The sequence below is a fragment of the Acinetobacter sp. SwsAc6 genome, assembly GCF_013391565.1.
GTDB classification, from domain to species: domain Bacteria; phylum Pseudomonadota; class Gammaproteobacteria; order Pseudomonadales; family Moraxellaceae; genus Acinetobacter; species Acinetobacter cumulans.
Map to the genome: position 1 here is coordinate 124,529 of NZ_JACAXE010000008.1, position 18,723 is coordinate 143,251.

The following is an 18,723-nucleotide window of genomic DNA, read 5'->3' on the forward strand; positions in this document are numbered from 1 at the left end:
ACATCCTTCATTTTTAATACTTTAGAAGCGATAGCCCATTTTCAGCATATAGCCAATTGCGGTGTTATCGGAGTAATCAGCAACTTTGGCAATTTCTTCCATCCCCGGAATAACGAAAGAAGATGAATGACCAATAGCATCACCTAGCCAGAAATATTTAACACCGCCTTGTAAAAAGTAATTAGGCGCTGGATTGAATTGCAGTCCTAATCCCACAGCTTTGTATCCTTCAATTGGTCCAAGCAGGGATGCAGGATTGCCTGCACCGCTGTCCCATGCAGCACTGAAGACGCCTGACCATTGATCATTAAATTTTCGCGCTAGGCCGACATCGACAGAAATTTGGTCTTTATCGTATTGCACCAACTTCAAGTCATGACCCATTGCAAGCGCAGTCACCGCACCAAATTGATAGGGCTGAATATCAAATTTTTTCCAATTGACCCAACGGGTGTTGGCATAGACGACCGTACTTGGATTAATGGCTGTACGAATATCTAAATTGACCGATTGAGGCGTGGTGGTTTCACTCTGCTGTTGACCGACCAAAGCAATCAGTGCTGGAGGAACAGTCGCTGGAAATTCTTCTACTGATTGTGCCTTATGGTTTATTTCAGAGCGGTAAGTCAGTGAAGCTAAAAAATGTATTTCTGGAATACGATAAGCCGCACCTGCTAACCAACCGATCGCATGGTCTTCACTGGTGCTTTGCTTATAACCTTGCAGTGTACTAAATGCGTTGCCGTGTAATTCAACATTTCCCTTAATGGTTTGGTAAACAGGTGCGGCGTAAAAATTCCAGTTTTGATTGGGCTGATATCCAAATAAGAAGGATAAATTCTGAGTTTTAACTTCCGCTGAGGTACCGCCATTTGGCCCGCTAAATGTGCCATTCGCACGTTGCGGATAGCCAATATCTGCCCCAAAAGGCTGATCATAAATCAGACCAAAAGAAAACTGCGGAGTGAGCTGTAATTTCAGCGCCGCATTATAGTAGGTGCTTGAATTGGTAAATTGTCCTGTATCCGTATCTGTCCCTGGAATGGCATACATCGGGCGAATTTTTCCTGAAACATCTGCATCCAGTACAGCAAGGGATGCTTCAGCATAGTTTCCGTCTTGTAAAAAGGCACTGATAGATTGTCCTGCACGATCCAGCGCAGTCGCATGTACTGTCGACATACCCGCACATAAGATTGCAATCGAGAGCGATGTTTTATTCATGTTTTTCATCATTTTATTTCCTTATTCTCTTTCCGTTGAGTGATACATATTGTTTTACTAATTTTTTAAATCTTTTTATTCACGGAGCTTTTGAGCGTATTCAGCCCATCTTCAAATGCTTAATTGTTTTTGGATAATGCCAACCTCAATTGCATGAAATTTTCGAATTTCCGTTTCGGCAAACTTTGCAATGACTTTATGAATCAGTGGCACAGATATATCTAATTTCCATTCTTGCTGAATTTTGATGTTGTTCTGTGCTTCAAGCAGTTTGGTCTTAAAAGTGACAATCCCTGGAAGATTGGCTTTGAGTGAAGACTCAGAACTGAGTTTTTCCAAATCCCAAAGGTCATTGCGCTGTAAACGAAATGCACCTTTTAACAGCTTGTGAATGATGTCAGGGATGTCTAAATCCAAATTGTAAGCACGTTCTAAGCGATAGTTTTGCCCAGAAATTTCTGAAAGCTGAATGTCCAATTCAGTACAGGGAATGCGCTGACAAATATCTTCGTGAAAATCAGGGCTTTTAAATTTTTGCTTAGCCTGCGTGATATCGACATCACGCAGTTCAGACTCAATTGTGAAAAAATAATCCATTATGTTTTCCTTGATGTGATGCTGTTAAAAAATAAAGTTCCTTAAAATTTCAACATCGAATTTTCAATGAGTTATGTTTAAAGTCTTGTGCGTTTTTCTAGGCAATACGATGCTTTTGCTGTCCTAAATTAATCTTGCCATCTGCGCTTTGAATCGATGATTCAACTTCATCGCCAATGCACAGGTATCGGCCATTAGTTTTTTGTTTTTGAATAAAAATTTGCCATTTCTTTTGTTCAGGCAGAAGAGCAGAAACTTTGACTAAAAGCGGTGAAGGTATTGACAGCGCACAGCCTGAAGGCGTACCAGTCATCAGCACATCACCGGCATTAAAGTTCACAAACTGCGACATTTCTGACAAGGTTTCAGCAGGTTTGAACACCATATTGCGGGTGGAATCCTGCTGACGAGTCTGCTGATTGACTTTTAAACTTAGCTCAAGCTGGTCTAAGTAATGCATTTCATCTGGCGCTAATAAGCACAGCACAGGCCCAAGCGGGCAGAACGTGCGATAGCTTTTGCCTTTGTAAAATTGGGTTTCTGGAATTTGCACATCCCGTGCAGAAATGTCATTGCCAATACAGATACCTGCCACAAAGTCATGCAAGTTATACGCATTCACGTTAATTTCTGTGCTGATGTCTTGTTTCAGCACCAAGCACAGTTCGATTTCATAGTCCAAAAGCTGTACATGTTTGGGCTTAATAATTTCACCTGTAGGCACATGAATTGAGGCACTGGATTTGGTGAAAAACATATTAAATTTTTTGGCATCGGGGTCCATGCCTGAATCAATCATGTGCTGACGGTAGTTTGCACCTTGGCAAATAATTTTTTGATTGGAGGTGATTGGACTAAGCCATTGCACAGCCGATGGGTCAATTGGTGCAGCCATGTCGATGTGAGTACGAATATGATCTAAACCCAATTTGATTAAATCACCTGTGCTAGAGATTTGTTGTAATTCAGGCTTTAAGGCAAAGTAAGCGCTGTCTACTTGCACGCCCCAAAAGCTTACATTTTTATGCATATAACGAACGATATTGAGAGCCATTTTTTATACTTTTTGCATCCTTATTGAACACCAATGTATAAAATATAAACCAAACGATCAATTAAAATTTACAAAATATTTTAAATAACACTTATTGCAAAATTGAACACCATTGTTCAATATGTTTGTAAATTAAACGATTCAAGGGCACAACAAGATGGATTTACAAACAATAAAAGGGCTTAAAAGTTATTTTGTGGAATTTGGCACACGTAAAGTGTTTGTCAGTGAAGCAGGTGAAGGCTTCCCCATTTTGATGCTGCATGGTGGCGGTGCAGGTGCTACAGGCTTATCTAATTATTCAAAAAATATTGAATATTTAGCCCAGCATTTCCGTGTCATTGTGCCGGATATGCAAGGTTATGGTCAGTCTACAAAAGGCGTAAAACGTTCAGATCCTTTTGGTGATTTGGCCGAAGTGATGCTGGGTTTGCTCGATCAAATGAAAATTCCGCAGATTCATATTGTCGGTAATTCACTTGGTGGCGCATGTGCTTTACGCATGGCATTAGAAGCGCCTGAACGTGTGACTGCTTTGGTTCTTATGGGACCGGGAGGCATCAATACCACACGTGGATTGCCCACCAAAGGTCTACAGCACTTATTAAATTATTATGGTGGTGAAGGGCCATCGCGTGAAAAGTTAAGAACCTTTATTCGTGAATATTTGGTTTATGACGGTTCACAAGTATCGGAAGACTTAATTGAACTGCGCTATCAAGCCAGTATTGACCCTGAAGTGATTGCATCACCGCCTTTACAGCGTCCTAATGGTTTAAAAGGCGCAATCCGTATGGATTTCACCCGTGACCCGCGTTTAAAACGCTGTAATACGCCGACCTTGGTGCTGTGGGGCTCAGATGACAAAGTGAATCGTCCAAGCGGTGGCGAAACTTTACGTCAAACCATGAAACATTGTGACCTGTACTATTTTGCACAAACAGGACATTGGGTGCAGTGGGAACGTGCCGAACAGTTTAATGCGGTGACCTGTAGTTATTTGCAAATACAGACCCCAAGTACATTCTCAGGAGCTTGATATGAATATCTTTGGTCAGGTCAAAATCGGCTATTTGATTGCAGAATCGAATAAGTTTGATGAGTGGATTGATTTTGCTCAAAAATGTTTAGGATTGGCGTTGTCTGAACGTACTGAACAAAGTCTGAGTTTTCGTATTGATGATTATCAAAAACGCTTGATGATTATCAAAGGCGTACAGGAAGATGTGACGCATTTAGGGGTACAGCTTGCAGATGACGCCGTACTGAATGAAGTATTACAGCGTTTTGATACCCGAGGCATTCGCTATCAGCAAGGCAGTGCTGAGGATGCGGCATTTCGTGGCGTCAAAGCCTTTTGGTTTATCCGTGGCCCTAAAGACATTCAACTTGAAATTTTTGTAGATGAAATTCGTAGTGATGCGCCTTTAGACACCAAAGTCAGCGGTTTTTATACCGATGCCAGCGGAATGGGGCATGTTGCACTGACCACACGTAAGCCTGAAAAAATGATTCGGTTTTGGCAGGAATTTTTTGATGCACGTTTAACCGACAGCGTTGAACAAAAAATCAATGGGGTGATTTTAGATGTCAGCTTCCTGCGTTTAAATGAACGTCATCATTCTGTGGCGGTGGCACGTACACGAGGCAATGTACAGCTCGATCCAATCCGCACCCGTGTTCAGCATGTCAATTTTCAGGTCTTGGAATTAGAAGATGTCAATGCATCTTACCAACGCTGTAAGGACTATGGCTTTAATGTGGTTTGGGATGTCGGATTACATACCAATGACCGTGAAATTTCATTTTATGTGGCAAGTCCATCCGACTTTGAAATTGAATTGGGGTGGAACCCCATCAAGATTGATGAACAGACATGGAAACCGACCAAATACACCTCCATTAGTGTGTGGGGGCATAAACCACGTAAAGCCACGCCGTTACATGGCATTTTGCATGAATTTGGCAATGTGCAACGTGGCTTAAAATCCTTAAAACGTGACGAATATTCTCCGATTTAAGTCTTAAAACTGAGCTTCAAAAAAATCGGAAAAGTTTGAACAAGACTTTTCCTAGGAAAACTCCGCCTGAAAAAAGGTAAATACAATGAAAACGACAAAAAAAATAGCCGATAAAATGATTGATGTGGTGATTTCAGGACTCGGCCCAACAGGTTTGGTTTTGGCGCATATTTTAGGACAACGTGGTCACCAAGTGCTGGTGCTAGAACGTGAGCCCGTGTTTTACGGCAATGCTCGTGCCGTTTATACCGATGATGAATGCATGCGTATTTTCCAGTCGATTGGCATGGCGAATGAAGTACATAAAGACATGCTTGTCGATACACCTGTGCAGTTAACCCGCCGTGATGGTACGGTGATGTCGCAATATAAACCGCTACAGCGCCCGAATGGCTGGCCAATCATTAACTTCTTTTATCAGCCATATTTGGAAACCTCGCTGACCAAAGGTTTAGAAAAATATCCAAATGTGCAAATTTGCCGTGGTCGTGAACTGATTAATTTTAGCCAAACTGCAGATCATGTGCGTGTGACTCACCAAGCCACACAGCAATATCACTTTAGTGACAGTCATGGCGGAAAAGCCGAAGCAGAAGGTGATTTAGATCTGCAAGAATTGAAAGCACGCTATTTGATTGGTGCTGATGGTGGACGCAGTACGGTACGCGCCAAACTTGCCATTGAAATGACTGGAAAGAATTTCCCTGAACCGTGGCTGGTGGTCGATTTACAGCAAAAAGACCGCAATAAAGGTCTCAGACATTTGCCTTATTTTAATTTTGTGGTCGATCCAGATTTACCTGTGGTGAGCTGTGTACAGCCAGACGGTTTTCATCGTTTCGAATTTATGCTGAAAAAAGGTCAAACTGCTGAATAAATGGAGCGACCTGAAACCGTACGTGAACTACTCACGAAATATGTCAATCCAGATGATTTTGAAGTGAAGCGTAAACTGGTTTATACCTTCAATGCTTTGGTAGCGAATCAATGGCGTGCAGGACGTGTATTCCTTGCGGGGGATGCCGCATACATGACGCCACAATTTATGGGACAAGGCGCAAGTTCAGGCATTCGAGATGCACATAATTTGGGTTGGAAACTCAGTGAAGTGTTAAATGGTCATGCAAGTGATCATTTACTCGATAGTTATGAAAGCGAACGCCGTTTGCATGCCAAAGCCATGATTGATTCATCGGTATTTTTAAAAGATATCGTCTCGATGACCCATCCAATTAAATCTAAACTGCGTGATACGGTGATGAAAACCGTACAAGCGGTGCCTGCATTAAGGCAATGGATGGACAATGGCGCGTTTAAACCAACTCCTGTCTATGCCAAAGGTCAATATTTAGGTTTGGCGCGTCCGAAGCGTTATTCACCTGAAGGGAGTTTAGCGCCACAGCCTACAGTACGAGATACCCACGGCAAGCGAGTCTTGCTGGATGATATTTTAGATAATCGTTATGCCTTGATTGGACTCAATTGCGATCCAACGGCAAGCCTGTCTGCCGATGCGAAAAAAATCCTTGCAGATTTGAATACCAAATCACTACTGATTTATAGCTACGCCACCCGTCCACAAGGCTTAACTGTGCGTAATTTTAATCAAGATTTGCAGGAAGTCGAAGATATTGAGCAAGCTTTTGCCCAGTGGATGAAAAAATCAGCATCACACAAGGATCAAAGTATTGTGCTGCTCCGGCCTGATCATTTTGTTTTTGCACTGGTATCACCTGAACAATTGAATATGGCGGTTCAGCAGTTGAAATTACAGCTGGATATACCGACGCAAAAAGCAGCCCAAATGCCAAAGCAGGAGTTATTGGCATGACGGACAATAAATTTTATGAAGCTGCCCAAGCCATTCGACAGGCACGTGAAACAGGACAAGCGATTGCCCGTATTTCGGAAAACTTTAACATTCGAAATATGCAAGAAGCATATGCTGTGGCTTGGCTGAATACGGAAACGAATATCGCCAATGGCAAACGCATCGTAGGCAAAAAAATTGGTCTGACTTCAAAAGCCGTACAGACCCAACTCGGTGTAGATCAACCTGATTTCGGCATGCTTTTCGATGATATGAAATATCTGGATCAAGACCAAATTCCAAGTGCTCGGCTGCTTCAACCCAAGGCAGAAGCAGAAGTGGCCTTTATTGTAGCCAAAGACTTGCCAGTACATCGCCCATCATGGACTGAATTTTTGAGTTGTATGGGGCATGCTTTAGCCGCCATCGAAATTGTCGACAGTGTGATTGAGAATTGGAATATCAGCTTGGCAGATACCATTGCTGATAATGCTTCCTGTGGGTTGTATGTCTTGTCTCAGCAACCCATTGCACTGACGGATGTCAATTTTGTCGAATTACCCATGCAGCTGCTTAAAAATGGTGAAGTAGTTTCTACTGGGCAAGGTTCAGCTTGTTTAGGCAATCCATTACGTGCTGCTTGGTGGTTGGCCTGTACCATGGCTGAACAAGGACAAAGCCTGAAAGCAGGTGAAGTGATTCTCTCGGGTGCTTTAGGGCCAATGGTTAGCATACAAAAAGGCGATGTGCTTGAAGCACAGATCGGTGCATTAGGCACGGTTCGTTGTGAATTGATCTAAAACGCTGAAAAAACATCTATCAAAATACATATCGATAAGAGCAAGAAGATGAAAAAAATTAAAAGCGCCATCATCGGCAGTGGCAATATTGGCAGTGATTTAATGATCAAAATTCTGCGCCAAGCCCAGCATGTCGAAATCAGTGCTGTTGTCGGGATTGATCCCGCATCCGATGGTTTGGCACGTGCGCAGCGATTGGGTGTTGCAACTACACATGAAGGTATTGAGGGTTTGGTTCAACTACCTGAATTTGCAGATATTGACCTGATTTTTGATGCGACTTCTGCTCAGGCACATATTCAAAATGATGCATTCTTACGGCAGCATAAACCCAATATTCGTATGGTAGATTTAACACCTGCAGCCATCGGGCCGTATGTGTGCCCGTAGTGAATCTCGATCAGCATTTAGAACAAACCAATGTCAATATGGTCACTTGTGGCGGTCAAGCCACGATACCAATTGTTGCCGCAGTTTCAAAAATTGCTAAAGTGCACTATGCGGAAATTATCGCCTCGATTTCGAGTAAATCGGCAGGGCCAGGTACACGCGCCAATATTGATGAATTTACAGAGACAACATCTAAAGCCATTGAAGTGATTGGTGGCGCTGAAAAAGGCAAAGCAATTATTGTATTGAATCCTGCTGAACCACCTTTGTTAATGCGAGATACAGTCTATATTTTATCTGAATATAGACATCAAGATTTAATTCAACGTGCCGTTGAAGATATGGTAGCGACTGTCAACGCATACGTTCCTGGTTATCGCTTAAAACAAGAAATTCAATTTGAAATTATTCCTATAGATCGACCTTTAAATATTGCAGGGCTAGGTTTACGTTCAGGCATGAAAACCACAGTCTTCTTAGAAGTTGAAGGCGCTGCACATTATTTACCTGCATACGCGGGCAATTTAGATATTATGACCTCGGCAGCCTTGGCCACCGCTGAAAAAATTGCACAACATTTGCAACAAGGAGCAGTGGCATGAAAAAGCTATATATTTCCGATGTGACCTTACGTGATGGCAGTCATGCCATTCGTCATCAATATTCTATTGCACAAGTGCAAGCCATTGCCAAGGCCTTAGATCATGCCAAAGTCGACAGTATCGAAATAGCACATGGCGACGGTTTACAAGGTTCGAGCTTTAATTATGGTTTTGCTGCCCATACCGATTTAGAGTGGATTGAAGCTGCGCATGATGTTTTAACCCATGCACAAATTACAACCTTACTTCTACCTGGTATAGGCACCATTCATGATTTAAAAGCCGCCCATCAAGAAGGGGCTAAAATTGTACGTGTCGCGACACATTGCACAGAAGCTGATATTTCCAAGCAACATATTGAATATGCAAGGCATTTAGGCATGGATACCGTGGGTTTTCTAATGATGAGCCACTTAACTACGCCTCAGGCTTTGGCACAACAAGCCAAATTGATGGAAAATTATGTGGCTGAATGTATTTATGTGGTGGATTCTGGTGGTGCGATGAACATGCAAGACATCCGTGAACGCTTTAGAGCACTCAAAGATGTGCTTAAACCTGAAACGCAAACGGGTATTCATGCCCATCATAATTTAAGTTTAGGCGTAGCTAACTCCATAGTTGCAGTAGAGGAAGGCTGTGACCGTATTGATGCCAGTTTGGCAGGCATGGGGGCAGGTGCGGGGAATGCACCGCTTGAAGTGTTTATTGCCGCAGCAGAACGCATGGGTTGGTATCACGGAACAGACCTCTTTACTTTAATGAATGCAGCCGATGATTTGGTTCGTCCGCTACAAGATCGGCCTGTTCGTGTCGATCGTGAGACTTTGGCACTCGGCTATGCGGGTGTATATTCAAGTTTTTTACGACATGCTGAAATAGCAGCGCAGCGCTATCAACTGAATACGGTCGATATATTGGTTGAACTGGGTAAACGCCGTATGGTGGGTGGTCAAGAAGATATGATTGTGGATGTGGCATTGGATTTATTAAAAAATAAAAGCGCATAAATCGCAGATTTAAGGAAGAATAAAATGAGTCAGGTCAAACTTAATGGCAAGGTTGCATTGATTACAGGTGCCAATTCAGGCATCGGCCGCGAAACAGCTAAACAATTGGCACTACAGGGCTATCATGTCTTTATCACTTGCCGTAATTTTGCGAAGGCAAAACCTGTATTAGATGAAATTGATCAATTGTCCTATCAAACTGCCAAAGCTGAATTTATTGCATTAGAACTGAGTGATTTAAACTCCGTGAAAGCCTGTGCTGAAAATTTTCTCAGTCGAAATTTAGACTTGCATCTATTAATTGCAAATGCAGGTGTCGCAGGGCAGAAGGGCTTAACCCAATCGGGTTTTGAATATACTTTCGGTGTATGTCACATCGGACATTTTTTGTTGGTTAAATTACTGACGGAAAAACTCATTCAATCTGCGCCTGCACGAGTGGTTGTGGTGGCGAGTAAAGCCCATCGACATGCTAAAAATATTAATTTTGAAAAACTATTACAGCCGGCAAGTAGTCTCGGTGCAATGCAAGAGTATTGTACGGCTAAGCTTGCCAATGTTTTGTTTGTCAAAGAGCTTTCTAGACGTTTATACAGTACAGGGGTAACCGTTTACGCCGTACACCCGGGAATTGTAGCCACAGATATATGGCGCAGTTTGCCTAAACCTTTGCATAAAGTAATGAACCGCTTTTTATTGACACCTGAACAAGATGCGACAACCTCTTTGCACTGTGCAACCAAAGCACAACTCGCAGGTGAATCAGGTTTGTATTATGAGCAATCTAAAGTGGTTCAATCCTCAGCAGTTGCACAAGATATGCAATTGGCAGAACAACTTTGGGAACATAGTGAGCATTGGGTAAAGAGCTATGTATAAATGAAATCACGCATGGAAATGATGGATTTATAAATCATCGCTTCAGTGTATGAATGCCATATATTTTTAAATAACTATGCTAATATTTGTTCAAATTTAAGCTTTTTGTTCAAAAGGTTTGCTATATGGCAATTTCTGCGTCACAAAAAAGAATCCATCGTGCTGCATTACGTTTATTTGCAGAAAAAGGTTCAAGTGCAATTACAGTCAGTGAATTGGCAGAAGTTTCGGGTGTGGCACGTGGCACAATTTATAATAATGGGCTACGTCCAGACAGCTTATTTGAAGATATTGCCTCACAGCTTTCAAATGAAATGAATGCCCGTGTCATCAAAACCTTAGGTGCAGAGGAAGATGCTGCCAAGCGAATTTCTTTTGGTATTCGCATGTATATGCGCCGTGCCCATGAAGAACCTGATTGGGGGCGTTTTTTATGTAAATTTGCCTTTAGTTCTAAGTCATTAATGGGACTTTGGACAGGTGAATCATCGCCATTGTCAGATGTTCAAAAAGGTTTAGATTCAGCGCGCTATAACATAGAAGGCAAACAAATTTTTGCAGTCATGAGCATGATTGCTGGCACGGTGCTTTCATCTATGTTTTTGGTGCTAGAAGGCTTTAAAACATGGCGGGAAATTGGTTCTGAGTCTGCTGAACTGATTTTGCGTGCATTGGGTCTAGATCCAGCAGAAGCTCATCACATTGCCAATATTGAATTGCCTAATTTGAAGGAGGTCTAAGTGAACTATAAAGCGGAATGCAATATAAATAATACGAAATACTTAACCTATGACTTTGCCTAAGCTTTATAATCGTTAAAATTTTCTTGATTGATGCGATATGCGTTCTGCTACATGGATAACAGTCTTAGTCGGATTGTTCATGTTCCAAAGCCTTTGGAACGTGGCAGCTGCTTTCTGTGTGCATGAAGAGCAAACCCCAGTTTTACAAAGCTATCACTTTGGTCATCATCAAAATACCTTATGCGTCAGCAGTGAAAAAAATCTACAGCATTCGTTGCATCAAGCATCTGAATCCAGTAGCAAACCAGTCAAAAATACCGCTAACGATTTGCAACTCGGTGAAGATCATCAAGACCATTTGCCGTCTATGACGCATTTGATTGTGCAAAATCAACAATCGATTCTTTTTATTGCACATCAGGCCTTTGAATATTCGCCAAAATTTGTTTGGAAGAATCTTTATCAAGCCCCTGATTTATTACTGCAAACACCTCCTCCTGTTTATGCCCCGCTAATGGCGGGGTAGCCTAAAACATTCCCGCCACTTTTTTTAATAAATGAGTGGGAAAAATCATGTCTTTATATTTTATGGCGTTTATACGTCTAGGCTTAGCTGTCGGTATTTCGACGGCCTTACAAAGTACTTTTGCGGAAAATGTCAGTAGTTTTGAATCTGCATTTGCCAAAGTACAAAATTACCAAGCACAAACAGATATTTGGCAACAACAACAGCAAATCTCTGATTTTAATGTGCGCCAAAGCAAGCTCTGGCAGAACCCAAGCCTATCGATTGAACAAAATGGTTTTGGTAAAAATCAAGATCAAGAGCTCAGTATCGGAATCAGCCAGCCAATGGATGTATTCGGTCAGCGTAAAATCAATCAAGCACTCGCGAGTACCTCTGCACAGCAAATTCAGTTGCAACAGCAAATTTGGAATGCGCAAAGTCAGCTGATTGTGAAGTTTGCATGGTCACAGCTAGCCATCGCTCAAAATGAGCAATCGATTTACGCTACACAGCTCAAACTCAGCAAATCTAATTTGGACAGTGCACAAAAACGTTATCAAGCAGGCAGTATCGCTTTGGTGGATGTGGAGCGTGCTCAAATTGAAGCTTTGGAGATACAACGTCTATACCAACAGGCAGTTTTAAAACAGCAAACTACGGCGCGTCAGCTTTCTAATTTATGGGGTGAAACTACGTCGCAAATCGGACTGAATAACAGCGTTACGCCTTGGCCTGAACAGAGCCAAAGTTTAGTTGAGCGTAATTTATCGGAAGGTTGGTTACAAAAATTGTATGCCTTGAATATTCAGCAGGCAAATCAGCAAATTGAACATTTAAAAGTACAAGCACGTCCAAATCCAAGCTTAAATGTGGGCATGTCACGTACTAAGTCTCCAACTGACGCCAATGATACGGCCTTGGTACTTGGTGTGGATATTCCGCTCAATATTTTTAACCGCCAGCAATATGCCATTCCAATGGCGCAAAAACAGCAAATTTTATTACATCATCAGCAACAGCGTGAGTTAAAACAGCAAGTTTTGGACATTGCCAATAGCATTCACCAGCTTAAAGGTCTGCGTATGCAGTTTGATGCCACAGGCAGTCAGATTGGTTTGGCTGAAAAGGTTCAAAACCGAACTTTGCAAGGTTTTCAGGCAGGTAAATTTGCTATTACAGACGTACAGCAAACCACAAAACAACTCCAAGACCTTCGACTTAGCCAAATGCAAATTTTGGCGCAGGCTTGGCAGAGCGCACTCAGTGCTGAAGCCTTAAGTATCGGCACCAGTTATGAAGAAATCAGCCGTTCAGATGCTTATAGCCAACTCAATAAAAAAGCCATTGAGGCATCCCAAAATCTCATCAACAGCGCATCAGCACAATAAGGCAGTTAATCACATGAAAATTAAACAAGATGGAAAAATTTCACAACCTTTGATGATTGCAGTTTTGATTGGCCTAACGCTGATGCTGTGTACTGCTATTTGGTTCAGTCAAAATAAATCCGATGCGGATAAAACTGAGTCGGAAGGTGAAAATAGCGAAGCCAAAAAGAGTGATACTGAAGCAGAACATGCGGAAGAAGGTGAACTGCAACTCACCACTCAACAAATGGTGGAACAAGGAATTAAAATTGCGACTGTAGAAAATGGTCTGGTCGAAAATATTATTCAATTGCCGGGTAAATTGGCGGTCAATACAGATCAGCAGGCACATATTTCCCCAAACTTCAGCGGTCATGTCGAACAAGTCAGTGTAGCACTCGGTCAAACTGTACAAAAAGGTCAAACTTTAGCTGTGCTGTCAGTACCTGAATTGATTGATCAGCAAGCCAATTTACGTATGGCAGAAGCCAATTTAGATTTAGCCCGTCAAGATTATCAGCGTGAGCAAAAGCTATGGTCTCAAGGAATTTCTGCCAAACAGGACTTCCAGCGTGCTGAAAATGCCTATCGTCAGGCTCAAATTAGCGTACAGTCAGCACAATCGCGCTTACAAGCTTTGGGCGCGAATAGCGGTCAAAACGGACGATTTATTATTCGTGCGCCAATCGCTGGCGTGATTAGTCAAAAAGATATTGTGGTAGGTGAAAATGTGCAATTGGCAGACCAAGTGTTCACCATTGAACAGCTCAAAGATTTGTGGCTGGAATTTAACTTAACTCATCAATATTCTGCACAATTACAAACGGGTCAAAACGTCTCTTTCAAAATCAATGGTTCAGATCAACGCTATAGCGCAGAGGTACAAAGCCTGACGTCACAGGCAGATGTACAAACTGGACGCTTGGTGGTACGCGCCAAATTAAAACAACAATCTGCTGAGCTTCGCCCAAATGTGATGGTTAACGTGCTATTGGCAGATTCGGGCACTAAAAAAGCATTACGGGTGCAAAAGTCTGCCGTACAAAGCATAGAGGGAAAAGACAGTATTTTTATTGTTGAATCTGAACAAAAAGGTCAAGTACATTTAAAAGCACAAGCGCTAAAACTTGGGCAAGCATCTAGTGATGGTCAATGGCTAGAAGTGCTTTCAGGTCTTGAAGCAGGGCAAAAGTATATTTCCCAAGGCAGTTTTTTACTGAAATCTGAACTGGAAAAAGACGAGGCTGGCCATGAACACTAATTCAGAGAACCCGAACACAGATTTACCAAAGCCAGAAGGTCTATTCGAACGCATTATTCAGTTTTCAATTCAAAATGCAATTTGGGTGATGCTATTTGTTTGCACATGGATTGTCGTCGGGATTTACAGTTATCAAAAATTGCCGATTGATGCAGTACCTGATATTACCAACACCCAAGTGCAAATTAATACGCAGGCCAATGGCTTTACAGCATTAGAGGTGGAACAGCGGATTACCTATCCGATTGAAAATTCGATGGCAGGTATTCCAGATTTGGAATTGACCCGTTCTATTTCCCGTTATGGCCTGTCACAAGTCACGATTGTCTTTAAAGACGGTACGGATATTTACTGGGCGCGTCAGCAAATTAATCAGCGGGTACAAGAAGTTCAGTCGACATTGCCTGCCCAAGTTTCTCCAACGATGTCGCCCGTTTCGACAGGTTTGGGGGAAATTTATCAATGGGTGCTTAAAGCTGAACCCAATGCAAAAAAAGCAGATGGCACAGCATATAGCGCGATGGATTTGCGTGAAATTCAAGATTGGATTGTGCGTCCGCAATTACAGCGTGTACAAGGTGTTGCCGAGGTCAACAGCATTGGTGGCTTTAATAAAACCTACGTGGTTTCACCTGATTTAAACCGCATGCAACAGCTGAACCTGTCATTAGAACAATTACAGCAAGCGCTTACGGAAAATAATGAAAACCGTGGTGCAGGATTTATTGAGGAAAATGGTCAGCAGTTAACAGTTCGAGTGCCGGGAACCTTAAACAATATTTCAGATATTGAAAACACCATGATTGACAGCCCAAATGGCAGTCCAATTCGGGTGGGTGATATTGCACAAGTATCGATAGGGCATGATTTGCGCACAGGTGGTGCAACCTATAACGGCGAAGAAACCGTTTTAGGTATTGCCATGATGGCCATGGGACAAAATAGCCGAACTGTCTCGAAAGCTGTAGATGCCAAAATTAAAGACATTCAAACCAGCTTACCCAAAGGGGTAAAAATTGAAACAGTGTATGACCGTACCACATTGGTGGAGAAAGCTATTAAAACCGTTCAAAAGAACTTGGTTGAAGGCGCAATTCTAGTCATCATCATTTTATTTATCTTTTTAGGTAATATCCGTGCCGCCTTAATTACTGCCTGCGTTATTCCACTATCAATGCTGTTTACCTTAACCGGCATGGCACAAAAGAATATCAGCGCAAACCTAATGAGCTTAGGCGCATTGGATTTCGGTATTATTGTTGATGGTGCAGTGGTGATTGTTGAAAACTGTATACGACGTTTAGCCCATGCACAGCAAACGTTGAAACGCCCATTAACGCAAAATGAACGCTTTAAAGAAGTCTTTTTGGCTGCACGTCAGGCACGCCGTCCGCTGATATTTGGACAATTAATTATTTTAGTGGTGTATTTGCCAATTTTTGCTTTAAGCGGTGTAGAAGCAAAAATGTTCCATCCGATGGCATTAACTGTGGTATTGGCACTTGTGGCGGCGATCATTCTGTCTATTACATTTGTACCTGCTGCTGTAGCGCTTTGGGTAAAAGGTGAAATTAAAGAAACAGAAAGCAGTTGGATGACTTGGCTAAAAAAACAGTATCTTCGAATATTAAATACAGCTTTTCATTACAAGGCTGTAGTGATGACTTTTGCACTGTGTTTACTGCTCATTACTGGGCTTTTAAGCACTAAAATTGGCAGTGAGTTTGCACCACAGCTGAGTGAAGGTGATTTTGCAGTTCAACTGATGCGCTCTCCTAGCACTGGTTTAGAAGAATCATTAAGAATGCAGGAAAACGCTGAAAAACTGCTGTTGAAAAAATTTCCAGAGATTCACGCTGTATTTGCTCGTACAGGTACAGCAGAAGTGGCAACCGATGTAATGCCTCCGAACATTTCCGATGGTTATATTATGCTCAAGCCACGTAATGAATGGCCAAACCCTAAAGAAAGTGTGGATGAACTGCGTGGCCGTATGGTGGCTTATGTGGCTACGATTCCTGGCAATAACAGTGAGTTTTCTCAACCGATTCAACTGCGCTTTAATGAGCTGATCTCAGGTGTGCGTAGTGATGTGGGCGTCAAAATATTTGGCGATGATATGCAAGTGCTCAATACAGAGGCCACTAAGATCGCCAAAATTATGCAGCAAGTTGCGGGGAGTAGCGCCGTAAAAGTTGAACAAACTTCAGGTTTACCTTTATTAAATATTGAAATAGATAAGGCTTTGGCTGCGCAATATGGTTTAAACGTTAAATCTATACAGGATACTGTGGCAGCCAGTGTCGGTGGACAAAGTGTAGGAGAGATTTTAGAAGGCGATCGCCGTTTTGATTTTGTTATTCGTTTAAATGATCAAGATCGTAATGTAAGCACGATTTCACAACTACCGTTAAAGTTGCCAAATGGTGGCAGTATTGTACTCTCAAATGTTGCCACAGTGTCTAATGTAGATGGGATCAATCAAGTCAGCCGTGAGAATGGTAAACGCCGTATTGTAGTGACTGCCAATGTTGAAGGCCGTGATTTAGGTTCTTTTGTGGCGGATATGCAGACTCAGCTGAAACAATATGCATTACCAAGCGGTTATTGGATTGAATATGGCGGTCAATTTGAAAACCTTGCATCTGCCAAAGCAAGAATGCAAATTGTTATTCCTTTAGCACTACTGACCATCTTTATTTTATTAATGGCAGTATTTCATAATGTGAAAGAAAGCCTGCTGGTCTTTACTGGCGTACCCTTTGCCTTAACGGGCGGTGTACTGTTTCTTTGGTTTAGGGATATTCCACTTTCGATGTCAGCGGGTATTGGCTTTATTGCGCTCTCAGGCGTTGCTGTGCTAAATGGTCTAGTCATGCTGACCTTTATTAAAGAGCTGAGGGACAAATATCCATTACATGAAGCCGTATGGCAGGGTGCTGTACTTCGATTACGCCCAGTACTCATGACCGCCTGTGTTGCCTCTTTAGGTTTTGTACCAATGGCTTTGGCAACAGGTACAGGTGCAGAAGTACAAAGGCCTTTAGCGACTGTCGTGATTGGCGGTATTCTTTCTTCCACCTTGCTGACCTTGGTGCTATTACCCGTGCTTTACCGCTGGCTTAATACAGCTCGATCTAAATAACCTAGACTAATCAATCAAGATTAAAACGATATTGCATTAACCCATACGGTTCATTCATTAGACAGAATGGATCGTATGGACTTAGGATCCATCAATATTTAAAATCAGCAAATCAGCATAAGCCGATACTCACCTGAATTTTCAACAGGTGCGCGGTGCACACAAGGCAAAACTGGCTGTGTAGGATGATCAACCGCCAAACGCCATAAATGACCATTTCCTAGATTTACAGGGACAGCATTTTCTTTGAGCTGATAATGTAAATCAAAAAAATATTCCGCTAAAAAATCATCAAATTTTGATTCTGGGCCATCGTATAAAGCTTTGAGTTGCTCTCGTATTTCAGGAATTAAGATTTTCTGTGTGACATGATCATTTGGCACAATATCACTGGAAGCACCATAATATGTACATAAAAAGGTATCGGTAGCGATCGGTGATCGATCGACATGAAAAGAATAAACATCGGTTGAGATGAAATCGAACTCATCATCTCGTTCATAACATTTGAGCAAATTCAGCGAGGGTGATGCACCAAATGCTGTTAATTGTTGCATGTCATTTAAAATGATTTCTCTGGCTAAATGACCTTGCACTGAGAGCTTTAATTCCATCAGATCATCTACAGAAATTTCGGTTATATTTTCAATCAATTCGAGATTTTCGACTATTTCTTTAAATTCGCCTTGTAAGCTGCGTTGCCAACAGAGCGCATTCATTTGACCTTCGAAATGACGATGAATCAATTCAGAAAATGTAGTAACTACACCAATTTGAGGATGCTGGGAAAAAGTATTGCTCATAATAGGGATCGAATTAAATCTGAGGCGAAAATACTGCGTACAAGGAATAGCTAGAAGGATTCAGCAGTTTCATTTTATCTTAAAACACAAACTGCTATACAAGATTATTTGAGCTTAGGTATTAATCGTTATGCTTTCTGTTTGGCTTTTTGGCGTAAGACATACAAATATAAGCTTTCTACTTTTTCACGTGCCCAAGGTGTAGTACGTAAGAATCGTAGTGATGATTTAACGCTTGGATCTATGCAAAAACATCTAATTTCAATTTTGCGGCTTAAGCCTTCAAAACCACCGTAGTAATCCAATAATTCATCCAAGATGTCAGCAAGTTTTTTGCCGTGTAAAGGGTCATTGGAGGTGCTCATATTAGATCAATCATATTTTGGGAGACCATTATTATAACCTGAGCGAGTTGAAAAATGAGAGGGTTTCAAATTAAACCTTTTGAACATAGGAAATTGCAGTTTATTGATGAGTTAGATTTTTATAAATATTAATGGCCCAAACTT

Annotated in this window: 17 protein-coding genes and 1 pseudogene; 13 read left to right on the forward strand and 5 right to left on the reverse strand. The window is 41.8% G+C overall.

The features are described 5' to 3' along the window. Positions 1-21: 21 nt before the first annotated feature. The 3 genes from HYG93_RS08240 to HYG93_RS08250 form a co-directional block, all read right to left on the reverse strand. The gene (locus tag HYG93_RS08240) at positions 22-1,224 is read right to left on the reverse strand and encodes an OmpP1/FadL family transporter (protein WP_372658782.1); all 1,203 of its coding nucleotides are present in this window, start codon (positions 1,222-1,224) and stop codon (positions 22-24) included. Between the two features lie 111 nt (positions 1,225-1,335). Beyond that, positions 1,336-1,821: a hypothetical protein gene (locus tag HYG93_RS08245; protein ID WP_178962292.1), complete on the reverse strand. Its 486-nt coding sequence runs from the start codon at positions 1,819-1,821 to the stop codon at positions 1,336-1,338. Positions 1,822-1,918: 97 nt separating this feature from the next. Next, positions 1,919-2,875, reverse strand: coding sequence for a fumarylacetoacetate hydrolase family protein (locus tag HYG93_RS08250; protein ID WP_117007328.1), 957 nt, complete (start codon positions 2,873-2,875; stop codon positions 1,919-1,921). Positions 2,876-3,032: 157 nt separating this feature from the next. Between HYG93_RS08250 and HYG93_RS08255 the strand changes: the two genes are divergently transcribed. The 13 genes and pseudogenes from HYG93_RS08255 (at position 3,033) to HYG93_RS08310 (ending at position 17,411) form a co-directional block, all read left to right on the forward strand. After that, positions 3,033-3,914, forward strand: coding sequence for an alpha/beta hydrolase (locus HYG93_RS08255; RefSeq protein ID WP_106984326.1), 882 nt, complete (start codon positions 3,033-3,035; stop codon positions 3,912-3,914). A 1-nt stretch (position 3,915) separates the two neighbouring features. Then, positions 3,916-4,896 (forward strand): VOC family protein, encoded by a 981-nt coding sequence (locus tag HYG93_RS08260; protein ID WP_178962294.1) that lies wholly within the window; start codon positions 3,916-3,918, stop codon positions 4,894-4,896. 85 nt (positions 4,897-4,981) lie between these two features. Next, positions 4,982-5,773 carry an FAD-dependent monooxygenase gene (locus tag HYG93_RS19640; protein WP_372658774.1) on the forward strand — a complete coding sequence of 264 codons (792 nt, stop codon included), beginning with the start codon at positions 4,982-4,984 and terminating at the stop codon, positions 5,771-5,773. Then, the gene (locus HYG93_RS19645; RefSeq protein WP_372658776.1) at positions 5,774-6,727 is read left to right on the forward strand and encodes an FAD-dependent monooxygenase; all 954 of its coding nucleotides are present in this window, start codon (positions 5,774-5,776) and stop codon (positions 6,725-6,727) included. Then, entirely contained in the window at positions 6,724-7,506 is a 783-nt protein-coding gene (locus HYG93_RS08270) for a 2-keto-4-pentenoate hydratase (protein WP_106984323.1), read from the forward strand. Before HYG93_RS19645 ends, HYG93_RS08270 begins: the two co-directional genes overlap by 4 nt. A 48-nt stretch (positions 7,507-7,554) precedes the next feature. Then, a pseudogene (locus tag HYG93_RS08275) lies at positions 7,555-8,498 on the forward strand (acetaldehyde dehydrogenase (acetylating)). After that, the gene (dmpG, locus tag HYG93_RS08280; protein WP_120365547.1) at positions 8,495-9,508 is read left to right on the forward strand and encodes a 4-hydroxy-2-oxovalerate aldolase; all 1,014 of its coding nucleotides are present in this window, start codon (positions 8,495-8,497) and stop codon (positions 9,506-9,508) included. Before HYG93_RS08275 ends, dmpG begins: the two are co-directional and overlap by 4 nt. A gap of 24 nt (positions 9,509-9,532) precedes the next feature. After that, on the forward strand, positions 9,533-10,387 hold the full coding sequence (locus HYG93_RS08285; protein ID WP_120365546.1) for an SDR family oxidoreductase: 855 nt from the start codon (positions 9,533-9,535) through the stop codon (positions 10,385-10,387). A 125-nt stretch (positions 10,388-10,512) separates the two neighbouring features. Beyond that, positions 10,513-11,127 carry a TetR/AcrR family transcriptional regulator gene (locus HYG93_RS08290; protein WP_120365545.1) on the forward strand — a complete coding sequence of 205 codons (615 nt, stop codon included), beginning with the start codon at positions 10,513-10,515 and terminating at the stop codon, positions 11,125-11,127. A 100-nt stretch (positions 11,128-11,227) separates the two neighbouring features. Beyond that, positions 11,228-11,656, forward strand: a complete 429-nt coding sequence (locus tag HYG93_RS08295; protein ID WP_205669741.1) for a cation efflux protein, CzcI-like — start codon at positions 11,228-11,230, stop codon at positions 11,654-11,656. Between the two features lie 47 nt (positions 11,657-11,703). Next, positions 11,704-13,026, forward strand: coding sequence for a TolC family protein (locus tag HYG93_RS08300; protein WP_178962296.1), 1,323 nt, complete (start codon positions 11,704-11,706; stop codon positions 13,024-13,026). A 13-nt stretch (positions 13,027-13,039) separates the two neighbouring features. Next, complete coding sequence (locus HYG93_RS08305) at positions 13,040-14,266, forward strand: efflux RND transporter periplasmic adaptor subunit (RefSeq protein WP_178962297.1); 1,227 nt, start codon at positions 13,040-13,042, stop codon at positions 14,264-14,266. Beyond that, on the forward strand, positions 14,256-17,411 hold the full coding sequence (locus HYG93_RS08310; protein ID WP_178962299.1) for an efflux RND transporter permease subunit: 3,156 nt from the start codon (positions 14,256-14,258) through the stop codon (positions 17,409-17,411). Before HYG93_RS08305 ends, HYG93_RS08310 begins: the two co-directional genes overlap by 11 nt. 104 nt (positions 17,412-17,515) lie before the next feature. Here HYG93_RS08310 and HYG93_RS08315 read toward each other — a convergent pair whose 3' ends face one another. Further along, positions 17,516-18,214: a DUF1826 domain-containing protein gene (locus HYG93_RS08315; protein WP_178962301.1), complete on the reverse strand. Its 699-nt coding sequence runs from the start codon at positions 18,212-18,214 to the stop codon at positions 17,516-17,518. 128 nt (positions 18,215-18,342) lie between these two features. Next, entirely contained in the window at positions 18,343-18,579 is a 237-nt protein-coding gene (locus HYG93_RS08320; RefSeq protein ID WP_078193741.1) for a VF530 family DNA-binding protein, read from the reverse strand. Positions 18,580-18,723: the final 144 nt, after the last annotated feature.